Origin of the sequence: Streptomyces sp. NPDC002566 (assembly GCF_042889585.1) — a bacterium.
GTDB lineage: Bacteria > Actinomycetota > Actinomycetes > Streptomycetales > Streptomycetaceae > Streptomyces.
This window is the reverse complement of the sequence record NZ_JBIARD010000003.1, coordinates 783,874-796,597: the sequence shown is the minus strand read 5'-3', so window position 1 is coordinate 796,597 and position 12,724 is coordinate 783,874. Positions and strand designations below refer to the sequence as shown.

Here is a 12,724-nt window from a genome sequence, read left to right as displayed (position 1 = left end):
AGCCCCCTGGCGTACCCTGGAACACGCCAGGCCGCCCTTGTGGCAGGCGAGACGTATCCGGGAGGACGTAGAGGCCTTCGGGCCGGCCTATGACTGAGACACCCACAGCTCAGACGCCCGCGCAGGGCAAGGCGAGAGCACAGTTCACCGTTCCCGCCCAGCACCCCATGGTGACCGTGCTGGGATCCGGAGACTCCCTCCTGCGCGTGATCGAGACGGCCTTCCCGGCGGCCGACATCCACGTCCGGGGCAATGAGATCAGCGCTACCGGCGACCCGCACGAGGTCGCCCTCATCCAGCGCCTGTTCGACGAGATGATGCTGGTGCTCCGCACCGGGCAGCCGATGACGGAGGACGCAGTGGAACGCTCGATCGCCATGCTGCGGGCGAGCGAGAACGGGACGAGCGACGGCCAGGAGACCCCGGCCGAGGTACTGACGCAGAACATCCTGTCCTCGCGCGGCCGCACCATCCGCCCCAAGACCCTGAACCAGAAGCGCTACGTCGACGCGATCGACAAGCACACCGTCGTCTTCGGCATCGGCCCCGCCGGTACCGGAAAGACGTACCTGGCGATGGCGAAGGCGGTCCAGGCCCTGCAGTCCAAGCAGGTCAACCGCATCATCCTGACCCGCCCCGCGGTGGAGGCCGGCGAACGCCTCGGCTTCCTCCCCGGCACCCTCTACGAGAAGATCGACCCCTACCTGCGCCCGCTGTACGACGCCCTGCACGACATGCTGGACCCGGACTCGATCCCCCGGCTGATGGCGGCGGGGACGATCGAGGTCGCGCCGCTGGCGTACATGAGGGGCCGGACCCTGAACGACGCCTTCATCATCCTCGACGAGGCCCAGAACACCTCCCCCGAGCAGATGAAGATGTTCCTCACCCGGCTCGGCTTCGACTCGAAGATCGTGATCACGGGTGACGTGACGCAGGTGGACCTGCCCTCCGGCACCAAGTCGGGCCTGCGGCAGGTGCAGGAGATCCTGGAGGGCGTCCAGGACGTCCACTTCTCGCGGCTGTCGTCCCAGGACGTCGTACGGCACAAGCTGGTGGGCCGTATCGTCGACGCGTACGAGAAGTACGACAGCCACCACGGCACGGAGAACGGCACCCACAAGGGCGGCCGCAACAAGCGGAAGTAGACAAGCCAGCACCATGTCGATCGACGTCAACAACGAGTCCGGAACCGAGGTCGACGAGCAGGCGATCCTCGACATCGCCCGCTACGCGCTCGCACGGATGCGCATCCACCCGCTCTCCGAGCTGTCGGTGATCGTCGTGGACGCGGACGCCATGGAGCAGCTCCACATCCAGTGGATGGACCTGCCCGGGCCGACGGACGTCATGTCCTTCCCGATGGACGAGCTGCGGCCGCCGTCGAAGGACGACGACGAGCCGCCGCAGGGGCTGCTCGGCGACATCGTGCTGTGCCCCGAGGTCGCCGAGAAGCAGGGCAAGGAAGCGCCGACGCAGCACTCCATGGACGAGGAGCTCCAGCTGCTCACCGTCCACGGCGTGCTGCACCTGCTGGGCTACGACCACGAGGAGGCCGACGAGAAGGCCGAGATGTTCGGCCTCCAGGCGGCCATCGTGGACGGCTGGCGGGCCGAGAAGGGCCTGACCGGCCCGTCGCCGGCGCCGACCGTCTCATGAGCCCGACGCTCGTCGCCGGCGCGGTCGCCCTGGTGGTCGTGGCGTGGCTCGCCGCCTGCGCGGAGGCGGGCATCGCGCGCGTCTCCAGCTTCCGCGCCGAGGAGGCCGTACGGAGCGGGCGGCGCGGCAGCGCCAAGCTGGCGCAGATCGCCGCCGACCCCACCCGCTACCTCAACGTGGCGCTGCTGGTCCGCGTGGCCTGCGAGATGGCCGCCGCCGCGCTGGTCACCTACGCCTGTCTGAACACGATCGACGGCACGGCCGGGGCGCTGCTCGCCGCGATCGGCGTGATGGTGCTCGTGTCGTACGTCGCCGTCGGGGTCTCCCCGCGCACCATCGGCCGCCAGCACCCGCTGAACACGGCGACGGCCGCCGCGTACGTGCTGCTGCCGCTGGCGCGGATCATGGGCCCGGTCCCGTCGCTGCTGATCCTCATCGGCAACGCGCTCACCCCCGGCAAGGGCTTCCGCCGCGGCCCGTTCGCCTCCGAGGCGGAGCTGCGGGCGATGGTGGACCTCGCCGAGGCGGAGTCGCTGATCGAGGACGAGGAGCGCCGCATGGTGCACTCCGTCTTCGAGCTGGGCGACACCCTCGTGCGGGAGGTCATGGTGCCGCGCACCGACCTCGTCGTCATCGAGCGCTACAAGACCATCCGGCAGGCCCTCACGCTGGCGCTGCGCTCCGGGTTCTCGCGGATCCCCGTCACCGGGGAGAGCGAGGACGACATCGTCGGGATCGTGTACCTGAAGGACCTCGTCCGCAAGACGCACATCAGCCGGGACGCCGAGTCCGACCTGGTGTCGACGGCGATGCGGCCCGCCGCGTTCGTGCCCGACACCAAGAACGCCGGCGATCTGCTGCGGGAGATGCAGCAGCAGCGCAACCACGTCGCCGTCGTCATCGACGAGTACGGCGGCACCGCCGGCATCGTCACCATCGAGGACATCCTCGAGGAGATCGTCGGCGAGATCACCGACGAGTACGACCGTGAGCTGCCGCCGGTGGAGGAACTCGGCGAGGACCGCCACCGGGTGACCGCCCGTCTCGACATCACCGACCTGGGCGAGCTGTACGGCCTGGAGGAGTACGACGACGAGGACGTGGAGACCGTCGGCGGTCTGCTCGCCAAGGCGCTGGGCCGGGTGCCGATCGCCGGGGCCTCCGCGGTCGTCGACCTGCCCGACGGCCGGCTTCTGCGGCTGACGGCGGAGGCGGCGGCCGGACGCCGGAACAAGATCGTCACGGTGCTGGCGGAGCCGGTGGACAAGCCGGAGGAGGAGACGGCCGAGTGACGGCCGGGGGAGCCCGAGTGACGCCCGAGGAGGAGACGTCCGCATGACGCCCGAGGAGTTGCGCGCCTTCTGTCTGTCCTTCGAGGCGACGACGGAGGACTTCCCCTTCCGGCCGGAGATCTCCGTCTTCAAGGTGCTCGGCAAGATGTTCGCCCTCAGCTGGATCGACGCGCGGCCCCTGAAGGTCAACCTCAAGTGCGACCCGGAGGACGCGGTCCGTCTGCGCGCCGACCACCCGGACCTGATCGCCCCCGGCTACCACATGAACAAGCGGCACTGGAACACGGTGACGGTGGACGGCGCACTGCCCGGGCAGCTCGTCCGGGAGCTGATCGAGGACTCGTACGACCTGGTCGTGGCGGGGCTGCCGCGCGCGGAGCGGCTGCGCCTGGACCGCCCCTGAGAGTTCGCGGGGGCGGCTCCCTCCGTATGCTCGGGGCATGACCGACAGCACCGCGCTCGACGCCGAGGACCGCAAGATCGTCACCCTGGCCCGTTCGGCCCGGGCCCGCAACGGGGTGCCCGAGGGGGCGGCCGTACGGGACGAGACGGGGCGTACGTACGTGGCGGGGACGGTGGCGCTGCCGTCGCTGGAGCTGAGCGCGCTGCGGACGGCGGTGGCGATGGCGGTGGCGTCCGGGGCGAAGTCGCTGGAGGCGGCGGCCGTGGTCACCGACGCCGAGTCCGTCGCCGAGGCGGACCGGGCCGCCGTCGCCGATCTGGGCGGCGCGGGCACGCCGGTGCTGGTGGCAGGCCCCGACGGGACCGTCCGGCTGACCGTCACCGCGGGCTGAGACACCGGGGCCGCGAAGGGCCCCCGCGCCTGCTGAGCACCCCGGCCGGCCGCCGCGGGGGCCCCGCGTCCTACGTGGCCGGGCGGCTGGATCGTGTCGTCCGGAATTTGCTCTTGCCGTCCTCCCTCTCCCGCGGGTCAATGGGCATAGTTTCCGACGGACCGTCAGATTTACCCCCCACCGGGACAAGGTGCCCGCACCCACCCGTCCCGCTCCGGCCGTCCGTCTCCCCACATCCGGGAAGGAGCCGGAACCCCATGAGAGGCAAGCGAATCGGATCAGGTGCGGCACTGCTGGCCGGGGCCCTCGCGGTCACCGGGCTGGCCTTCGCGCCCACCGCACTCGCCGTCGCCCCGACGACGGCGAGCGTCACCGCGAACTGCGGTCTGTTCGGCGGCGGAGCCGCCACCCTCACGGCCACCCAGAGCGGCACCGCGGCCACCCTCACCCTGAAGTCGACCGCGATCACCGCTCCGATCCCGATCGGCGCCAACAGCATCAACTCCACCCTCACGATGGCGAACTCGACCGGTTCGGCCAGGGTCTTCACCGGCACGGTGAACCCGGCCATGCCGACGGGCGCCCCGATCGAGGTCGGCCCGCTGAACGGGACCGTGGCCTCCGGTGACAGCCTGGACTTCTACCGGGGCTCCCTGAAGATGGTCGTCTTCGGGATCACCGTCACCTGTACGGGGACCGGGCCGCAGTCGCCGGGACCGTTCGTGTTCGACTGAGAACCGGTGCGAAGAGGCGCCACGGGCCGTCGGTTTCCCCGCGTCCGCAGGAAGCTGACGGTCCATCAGTCGATCTCTCCGCATCCATTGACTTCTGTCGCGATCCGCACCTCAATGCCCCCTGTCGGCGCAGAAAGAGCCGCTGCGCCCGCACCCTTGAGGAGGGGGCACCATGGGTTCGACACCCCGAAGATCCCTGAGACGGCGCTGGGCGTCGCTGCTCGGGGCGACCACCCTCGCGGTCACCGCGAGCGGGGCGCTGGCGTGCCCGGCCGGCGCCGCCACCGACGTGGAGTTCCCCACGCACTGCGTCCCGCCGCCCATCGCGGGCATCCCGGACATCGACGGCACCACCACCGGGAGGATCACGGCGGACAAGACGTCCGCCAAGGTCGGCGACACCGTGACCGTGACCTACACGGTGGTCAAGCCCGCCGCCAGCAACCCCACCGACCTCGCCCTGCCGGCCGACATCATGACCCCGACCGGCAAGATCACCCTCGGCGGCGCGCAGAGCGGCAGCGTGACCGTCACCGGCCCGAAGAAGAACGACCCGGTGCCCGGCAAGGGCGCCTTCCCCTCGTTCTCCATGACCGGCACGTTCACCGTCACCTCGCCCGGCGCGATCACCCTCTCGCCCGGCGACTACAACATCCACACCAGCTACATCCTCGAACTCGACACCCCCTGCACGGTGAAGAACCCGCCCGCCCCGGTGTCCGAGACGGTCACCGCGACGGACAACCCGCCGGCCAACACCCGCTCCATCCAGCTCGGTTCGGCCTCCGGTACGCCGGGCGCCGCGGTCACCGTCACCGGCGGCGGCTTCACCCCGGGCGCGAGCGTCACCCTGGCCGGACGGTCCGGGGCCGCCCAGACCGCGGACAAGGCGACCGTCACCGCGAACGCGCAGGGCGCCGTCTCCGGCTCGCTCGTCGTCAACGACCGCACCACCACCGGCGTGGTCGCGTACGAGGGCGGCGCGTGGAGCGCGGAGCGGGGCGCCGGGCCCGTCGCGTACGTCGTCATCGACGACACGCCCGTACCCCCCGGCAGCCAGAAGCTGACGACCACCGTCAAGGCGGGCACCCTGTCGATGTCCCAGGCCGGGGACGCCGTGCAACTGTCGGCGGTCGACTTCGGCACCGGCGGCGCCTCGACCGGCAACCTCAACGCGGTGACCGTCAAGGACTTCCGCGGCGGGCCGGCCGGCTGGTCGCTGACCGGCAAGGTCACCGACTTCAGCGGACCGGGCGGCAAGATCGGCGCGGGAAAGCTGAGCTGGACGCCCGAGTGCGGCACCAAGGCGGGCAGCCCCAGCACCTGTCAGGCCGGCTCGGTCGGAGCGGTGGGCGGCACGGGGGCGACTCTGGCGTCCACACCGAACGGCACGCTCACCGGCGGCGAGTTCACCGCCTCCGCCCGACTCTCCCTCGACGTACCGGCGTTCACGCCTCCGGGCACGTACGCCGGCGTCCTGACCCTCACGCTCACCTGACCCACGTCCACCGGTGGCCGGGCGTCCTCCTCACAGGTCCGCACCCGCCCGACCACCCCGCCGTGTCCGACGCCCGCGGGGGTCCGCACCCATGCGCAAGCCGTACGCCCTCCTCCTGACGTTCCTCACGCTGCTGCCCCTGCCGCTGGGCCTGCTCGGCCCGCTCGCGCCGACCGCCCGGGCCGCCGACAACGGCAGCTGGTCGGTCAACCCCCTCTCGACGACCGTCGCCGAACGGCCCTACTTCTACGTCTCCGCAGACCCCGGCCAGACGATCGAGGACACGGTCGTCGTCACCAACAAGACGGACACGCCGCTCACCTTCCGCCTCTACGCCGCCGACGCCTACAACACCGAGCGCGACGGCGGTTTCGCCGTGCGGACGGCGGGGGAGCGGATGCGGGGCGTGGGGGCGTGGGCGAAGCCCGCGAAGGACCGGGTCACCGTGCCCGGACGCGGCACGGCCACCGTGCCGTTCACGATCCGCGTCCCCGAGGACGCCGAGCCCGGCGACCACCCCGGGGCGATCGTCGCCCTCGACGAGCGGGTCGAGAAGGGCGGGGCGGGGGTCGCGCTCGGCGTGCGGCGCGCCGTCGGCGCCCGTGTCTACCTCCAGGTCGGCGGCCCCACCCTGCCCGCGCTCACCGTCGAGGACGTCCGCGTCGAACAGAGCCGGCCGCTGGTCCCCGGCTTCGGCGACAGCGAGGCGACGGTCTCCTACACGCTGCGCAACACCGGCAACGTCACCCTGAACCCGAAGGTCGAACTGCGGGCCCGGGGCCTGTTCGGCCGCACCCTGCTCTCCCGCGACCTGACGAGGATCCCCTCGGAACTCCTCCCGGGCCAGCGCGTCCACCTCTCGGAGCCCTGGCACGGAGCGCCCCAACTCGACTGGGGGAAGGTGACCTTGACGGCGAGCGCCAGGGAGACGAGGGAGTCGGCGAGCGCGGGCTTCTTCGCCGTGCCGTGGCTGGCGGCGCTGGTGCTGGGCGCGGCCATCGGCGCAGGACTTGTGCTGCTGCTCAGGAAACGGCGGGCGCGACACCCTCAAGGGGCGCGGCGCGTCGACATCATGCGGCTCCGCCGCGGGGCGCGGCCGGCCGAAGCGGACCCGCGGACGAAAGCCCCTACAGCGACCTAAAGGGCGTCCGGTCCCCGCTCGCCCGTCCGCACCCGCACGACCGTCTCGACCGGCAGAGCCCAGACCTTCCCGTCCCCGATCTTCCCGGTCTGCGCGGCGCGCACGATCGCGTCGATGGCGTCGTCCGCCACCGCGTCCTCGACGACGACCTCGATACGGACCTTGGGCACCAGGTCGACCTGGTACTCGGCGCCGCGGTACACCTCGGTGTGGCCGCGCTGCCGGCCGTAGCCGCTGGCCTCGGTGACCGTGAGGCCGTGCACGCCGAGCTCCTGCAGGGCGTTCTTGACCTCGTCGAGGCGGTACGGCTTGACGATCGCGGTGATGAGCTTCATGCCTGGGGGGTGGCCTTCTGGACGGAGGAGAGGGAGGAGGAGCTGACCGGGGCGCCATGGCCCAGGACGCCGTGATCGTATGCGCTCTCGGCGTGCACCGTAAGGTCCAGGCCGGTCTGCTCGTGCTCCTCGTCCGCGCGGAAGCCGATCGTGCGGTCCAGCAGCTTGCCGATGCCGTACGTCACGAGGAAGGCGTACGCCCCGACGGCGACGACGGCCACCAGCTGCTTGCCCAGCAGGGCGAGGCCGCCGCCGTGCACGAGGCCCTCGGGGCCGCCGGTCATCGACTCGACGGCGAACACGCCGATCAGGAGGGTGCCGATGACACCGCCGACCAGGTGGACGCCGACGACGTCGAGTGAGTCGTCGTAGTTCAGCTTGAACTTCCAGCTCACCGCGTACGAGCAGACGACGCCGGCGGCGAGGCCGACGACCAGCGCGCCGAGCAGGGAGACCGAGCCGCAGGACGGGGTGATCGCCACCAGGCCGGCCACCGCGCCGGAGGCCGCGCCCAGGGTGGTGGGGTGGCCGTCGCGCTTCTGCTCGACGAAGAGCCAGCCGAGCAGGCCGGTGCAGCCGGCGGCGAGGGTGTTGAGGAAGACGGCGGCCGCGAGGCCGTTCGCGCCGAGCGCGGAGCCCGCGTTGAAGCCGAACCAGCCGAACCACAGCAGTCCGGCGCCCAGCACGACCATGGGCAGGTTGTGCGGACGCATCGCGTCCTTCTTGAAGCCCAGACGCGGGCCGAGGACCAGGCAGAGCGCCAGACCGGACGCGCCGGAGGTGATCTCGACGGGGAGTCCGCCCGCGAAGTCGAGCGCGCCGAGCCCGTCCAGGATCCAGCCGCCGGGCCCCCACACCCAGTGGGCGACGGGAACGTATACGAGGAGCGCCCAGAGGGGGACGAAGACCAGCCACGCCGCGAACTTCGCGCGGTCCGCGATCGCGCCGCTCACCAGGGCCGCCGTGATGATCGCGAAGGTGAGCTGGAAGGTGGCGAACAGGACGGTGGGGACCGTGCCGTGGACGCTCTCGGGGCCGACGCCGGACATCCCGGCGTGGTCGAGGACGCCGACCAGGCCGCCGCCGGCGTCGTCGCCGAAGGCGAGGGAGTAGCCCGCCGCCAACCACACCACCGTGACCAGGGCGATGGACACGAAGCTCATCATCAGCATGTTCAGGACGCTCTTCGTGCGGACCATGCCGCCGTAGAAGAGGGCCAGGCCCGGGGTCATCAGCAGGACCAGTGCGGTGGCGGCGAGCAGCCAGGCGGTGTCGCCGGTGTCCACCTGCGCGGCGGCGGCAAGGATCACGGTCGTCTCCAACGGTGTGGGGGCTCGTCAGAGGGTCACTGCAGCGCGTTACCGGTTGCGTACGGGTGTGTTTCCGTGACGTTTCGTTGCGTGCGGGTTTCGGGAAGCTCACGTGTCGGCGGGGCCGCGTGGATCAGGGACAATGGTCGCCATGAGCGTTCGCACCCAGTCATCCGAACAGTCGGCCGAGGCCGCGCACCGGGCCGGTTTCGCCTGCTTCGTGGGCCGCCCCAACGCCGGCAAGTCCACCCTCACGAACGCTCTGGTCGGGAAGAAGGTGGCGATCACCTCCAACCGTCCGCAGACCACGCGGCACACGGTCCGGGGCATCGTGCACCGCCCCGAGGCCCAGCTGATCCTGGTCGACACCCCTGGGCTGCACAAGCCGCGCACGCTGCTGGGGGAGCGGCTGAACGACGTCGTACGCACGACGTGGGCCGAGGTGGACGTGATCGGGTTCTGCCTCCCGGCGAACGAGAAGCTGGGTCCCGGCGACCGGTTCATCGCCAAGGAGCTGGCCGGGATCAAGCGGACGCCGAAGGTCGCCGTCGTGACGAAGACGGACCTCGTCGACTCCAAGACGCTCGCCGAGCAGCTGATCGCGATCGACCAGCTGGGCAAGGAGCTGGGCATCGAGTGGGCACAGATCGTGCCGGTCTCGGCGGTCGGGGACCAGCAGGTCGAGCTGCTGGCGGACCTGCTCGTGCCGATGCTGCCGGAGAGCCCGCCGCTGTACCCGGAGGGCGACCTCACCGACGAGCCTGAGCAGGTGATGGTGGCGGAGCTGATCCGCGAGGCCGCGCTGGAGGGCGTGCGGGACGAGCTCCCGCACTCCATCGCCGTCGTCGTCGAGGAGATGCTGCCGCGCGAGGACCGGCCCGCCGACCGGCCGCTCCTCGACATCCACGCGAACATCTACATCGAGCGGCCCAGCCAGAAGGGCATCATCATCGGCCCGAAGGGACGCCGCCTGAAGGACGTGGGCATCAAGTCCCGCAAGCAGATCGAGGCGCTGCTCGGAACGCCGGTCTTCCTCGACCTGCACGTCAAGGTCGCCAAGGACTGGCAGCGCGACCCCAAGCAGCTGCGCAAGCTGGGCTTCTGAGGCTGGGCGGGGCTGTGGTGGTCGCCGTCCGGAGGGTGTGCGCCTTGGGGTCGTGCGCCCGCCGCGCGGCGGTAGCCGCATGTCGATGCAGCCTGGACCTGCACGTCAAGGTCGCCAAGGACTGGCAGCGCGACCCCAAGCAGCTGCGCAAGCTGGGCTTCTGACGCCGGGGCCCGCGCCGCTCACCGGTACCGGTTCAGTCCACCCCCTTGATCCGGACCACCAGTAGCGCGCCCGCGAGGCCGATCGCCGCCGCGATGGCGTAGAGGGCCGGATAGCCGCCCAGGTGGGTGACGATCGGGGCGGCGAGGGCCGGGGCCGTCACCTGGGGGAGGGCGTTGGCGACGTTGATGACGCCGAGGTCCTTGCCGCGGTCCAGCGCCTTCGGCAGGACGTCCGTCATCAGGGCGAAGTCGACGGAGGTGAACACGCCGAAGCCGACGCCCAGCACCGCCGCCGCGACGATCGCCCCCGGCCAGGTCTGCCACACCGCCAGCGCCCCCGTCGCCACCGCCATCAGCACGCCGGACCAGAGCACGAACGGCTTGCGCCGGCCCACCCGGTCCGACCAGACGCCCCCGACGACGACCGTGGCGAGCAGCGTCACCCCGTTCACGGCCGTCAGGATCAGCACGCCCTCGTCGGGATCGGCGTGATGGAGGCGGTCGCGCAGGTAGTACAGCAGGTACAGCAGCACCAGCGCGTTGCTGAGGTTCATCAGGAAGCGCGTCAGCCAGGCCCAGCCCAGGTCGGGGTGGCGGCGCGGGCTCAGCCAGAAGCCCGCCAGGAAGCCCCGCCAGGACCAGGCGGGACGGTCCGCCGCCGGCAGCCGCAGATCCGCGTACTTCCACACGTACGGCAGCACCCCGACGAGGCTGAACACCGCGCAGGCCACGTAGCCCGCCCCCACGCCCCCGGCGGCCATTGCCAGCCCCGTGCCGCCGACCACGCCCAGGACCTGCGCCGCGCCCAGCCAGCCGCCCACCGAGCCGCGCTGGAGGCGGGGCACCCGGTCGGGGACCGCCGCCGTCACCGCCGCGAAGGCCGCGTTCAGGGTCAGCTGCGCCAGGCACCAGCCGAGCGCCATCGTCCACACGCCGTCCGCGGCGGCCAGCGCCAGCAGAGACAGGGCCCCGCCCGCCGCGCCGGCCACGATCCACGGCGTGCGGCGGCCGTGGCGGGAGGTGGTGCGGTCCGACAGGGCGCCGAAGAGCGGGTTCGCGACGAGGGAGACGACCGCGCCGACGCCCGTCACCCACGCCAGCATCGTCTCCTTCGACATGCCGGAGCCGGGTGCGAACTCCTCCGCCTGCGAGGCCAGCAGGATCTGCAGCGGGCCGTACCAGCCCGCCCAGATCGCCCCGTTGGCGAGGGACAGCGCAGCCGTCCAGCCCCGGCCGACCCGGTCCACCGGCTCGCCCAGGGCCGGGCCGGCCGCGGGGGGAGCCGCCGTCATCTCTGCGCCCGCAGCACGTCCCGCAGCCAGGCGTAGGACGCCTTCGGGGTCCGGGCCAGCGTCTCGAAGTCGACGTGGACCAGGCCGAAGCGGCGCTGGTAGCCCTCCGCCCACTCGAAGTTGTCCATCAGCGACCAGACGAAGTAGCCGCGGACGTCGACGCCCGCCTCCACCGCCCGGTGCAGGGCCCGCAGATGGCCGTCCAGGTAGGCGATGCGGTCCTGGTCGTCGACGCCGGGGTAGCTGCACCCGTTCTCGGTGATGACGACCGGGGGGAGGCGGTCGCCGTAGCGGTCCTTGAACGTGGTGAGCAGCTCGGTCAGTCCCTCGGGGACCACCGGCCAGCCGAAGTCCGTCACCGGGACGCCCTCGATCTCCTGCACGGAGAAGGGGAGTTCGGCGGGCATGCGCACCCCGCCGAACTCGATCTCCGTGCCCTGCGGCGCGCCGACCCTGGTGGGGGCGTAGTAGTTGACGCCGTAGAAGTCGAGCGGCTCGGCGATGACCTTCAGGTCGGACTGCACGTCGCCGGGCATCAACTCGCCCATGCCTTCAGGGTATTCGCCCAGCAGGACCGGCTCGGCGAACAGCCGGTTGAGCAGGAGGTCGTAGAAGGCGGCCGCCTCCACGTCGGCGGGCTCCTGGGAGGCCGGCCAGGTCGGGCCGTGGGAGTTGGCGATGCCGACGTCCGTCGCGCCGGCCGCGCGCAGCGCCCGTACCGCCAGCCCGTGGCCGAGGAGTTGGTGGTGGGCGACCGGCAGGGCGTCGAAGAGGAGCTGTCTGCCGGGGGCGTGGGTGCCGAGCGCGTGGCCCAGCAGGGTGTGCTCGGCGGGCTCGTTGAGGGTGATCCACTTGCCCACGCGGTCGCCGAGGCGGGCGGCGACGGCGCTGACGTGGTCGGCGAAGCGGTACGCCGTGTCCCGCTCCAGCCAGTCCAGGTCCACCGGGAGGTCCCAGTGGAAGAGGGTGGGCACGGGGCGGACGCCCGCCGCGCACAGCTCGTCCACCAGCCGGTCGTAGAAGTCGAGGCCGTCGGGGGAGTTCACCCGGGGCCAGGAGACGGAGAAGCGGTAGGCGTCCACGCCGAGGCCGGCCAGCAGGGCCACGTCCTCGGGGTAGCGGTGGTAGTGGTCGCAGGCCACCGCCGCCGTCGAGCCGTCCTTGACCCGGCCCGGCTCGGCGGTGAAGGAGTCCCACACGGACGGCTCGCGCCGGTCGGCCGCCCCCTCGATCTGGTGGGCGGAGGTGGAGACTCCCCACAGGAAGCCGTCGGGGAACCGGGGGATCGGGTGCGTCGCGTCGCGCTGATCGGTAGCCATGCGCCGGATCATCCGTACCAGGGGTAACCGAAGTCAACGGCCGGACGGGAACGTCCAGTTACGCACCTTCTCCCTGCGCCC

At 71.8% G+C, this 12,724-nt stretch carries 13 protein-coding genes; 9 read left to right on the top strand and 4 right to left on the bottom strand.

What is annotated here, in order from left to right:
- The first annotated feature begins 89 nt into the window (after positions 1 to 89).
- From ACFYXA_RS16390 to ACFYXA_RS16355, 8 genes are all read left to right on the top strand, one after another.
- Entirely contained in the window at positions 90 to 1,148 is a 1,059-nt protein-coding gene (locus ACFYXA_RS16390) for a PhoH family protein (RefSeq protein ID WP_352245074.1), read from the top strand.
- A gap of 13 nt (positions 1,149 to 1,161) precedes the next feature.
- Positions 1,162 to 1,659, top strand: a complete 498-nt coding sequence (gene ybeY / locus ACFYXA_RS16385) for an rRNA maturation RNase YbeY (protein ID WP_351091123.1) — start codon at positions 1,162 to 1,164, stop codon at positions 1,657 to 1,659.
- Positions 1,656 to 2,951, top strand: a complete 1,296-nt coding sequence (locus ACFYXA_RS16380) for a hemolysin family protein (RefSeq protein ID WP_352245073.1) — start codon at positions 1,656 to 1,658, stop codon at positions 2,949 to 2,951. Before ybeY ends, ACFYXA_RS16380 begins: the two co-directional genes overlap by 4 nt.
- 43 nt (positions 2,952 to 2,994) lie before the next feature.
- Positions 2,995 to 3,354 (top strand): MmcQ/YjbR family DNA-binding protein, encoded by a 360-nt coding sequence (locus tag ACFYXA_RS16375; protein ID WP_389033095.1) that lies wholly within the window; start codon positions 2,995 to 2,997, stop codon positions 3,352 to 3,354.
- A 37-nt stretch (positions 3,355 to 3,391) separates the two neighbouring features.
- Positions 3,392 to 3,745: a cytidine deaminase gene (locus ACFYXA_RS16370; protein WP_351335194.1), complete on the top strand. Its 354-nt coding sequence runs from the start codon at positions 3,392 to 3,394 to the stop codon at positions 3,743 to 3,745.
- 257 nt (positions 3,746 to 4,002) lie between these two features.
- Complete coding sequence (locus ACFYXA_RS16365; RefSeq protein ID WP_351091131.1) at positions 4,003 to 4,479, top strand: hypothetical protein; 477 nt, start codon at positions 4,003 to 4,005, stop codon at positions 4,477 to 4,479.
- A 172-nt stretch (positions 4,480 to 4,651) separates the two neighbouring features.
- Positions 4,652 to 5,977, top strand: coding sequence for a beta-xylosidase (locus tag ACFYXA_RS16360; protein WP_352245070.1), 1,326 nt, complete (start codon positions 4,652 to 4,654; stop codon positions 5,975 to 5,977).
- Positions 5,978 to 6,068: 91 nt separating this feature from the next.
- Entirely contained in the window at positions 6,069 to 7,118 is a 1,050-nt protein-coding gene (locus ACFYXA_RS16355) for a WxL protein peptidoglycan domain-containing protein (protein ID WP_389033090.1), read from the top strand.
- On the opposite strand, the gene ACFYXA_RS16350 is transcribed toward ACFYXA_RS16355, so the two are convergent.
- Positions 7,115 to 7,453 carry a P-II family nitrogen regulator gene (locus tag ACFYXA_RS16350; RefSeq protein WP_389033087.1) on the bottom strand — a complete coding sequence of 113 codons (339 nt, stop codon included), beginning with the start codon at positions 7,451 to 7,453 and terminating at the stop codon, positions 7,115 to 7,117. The two genes, ACFYXA_RS16355 and ACFYXA_RS16350, sit on opposite strands and share 4 nt — an antisense overlap.
- Positions 7,450 to 8,760: an ammonium transporter gene (locus ACFYXA_RS16345; protein WP_389033431.1), complete on the bottom strand. Its 1,311-nt coding sequence runs from the start codon at positions 8,758 to 8,760 to the stop codon at positions 7,450 to 7,452. Before ACFYXA_RS16345 ends, ACFYXA_RS16350 begins: the two co-directional genes overlap by 4 nt.
- Positions 8,761 to 8,914: 154 nt before the next feature.
- On the opposite strand from ACFYXA_RS16345, the gene era reads away from it, so the two are divergent.
- Complete coding sequence (gene era / locus ACFYXA_RS16340; RefSeq protein ID WP_165430289.1) at positions 8,915 to 9,868, top strand: GTPase Era; 954 nt, start codon at positions 8,915 to 8,917, stop codon at positions 9,866 to 9,868.
- A 196-nt stretch (positions 9,869 to 10,064) separates the two neighbouring features.
- Here the strand turns inward: era and ACFYXA_RS16335 are convergent, their stop codons facing one another.
- Positions 10,065 to 11,324: an MFS transporter gene (locus tag ACFYXA_RS16335; protein WP_389033083.1), complete on the bottom strand. Its 1,260-nt coding sequence runs from the start codon at positions 11,322 to 11,324 to the stop codon at positions 10,065 to 10,067.
- Positions 11,321 to 12,655 (bottom strand): GH1 family beta-glucosidase, encoded by a 1,335-nt coding sequence (locus tag ACFYXA_RS16330; protein ID WP_389033080.1) that lies wholly within the window; start codon positions 12,653 to 12,655, stop codon positions 11,321 to 11,323. Before ACFYXA_RS16330 ends, ACFYXA_RS16335 begins: the two co-directional genes overlap by 4 nt.
- Positions 12,656 to 12,724 lie beyond the last annotated feature (69 nt).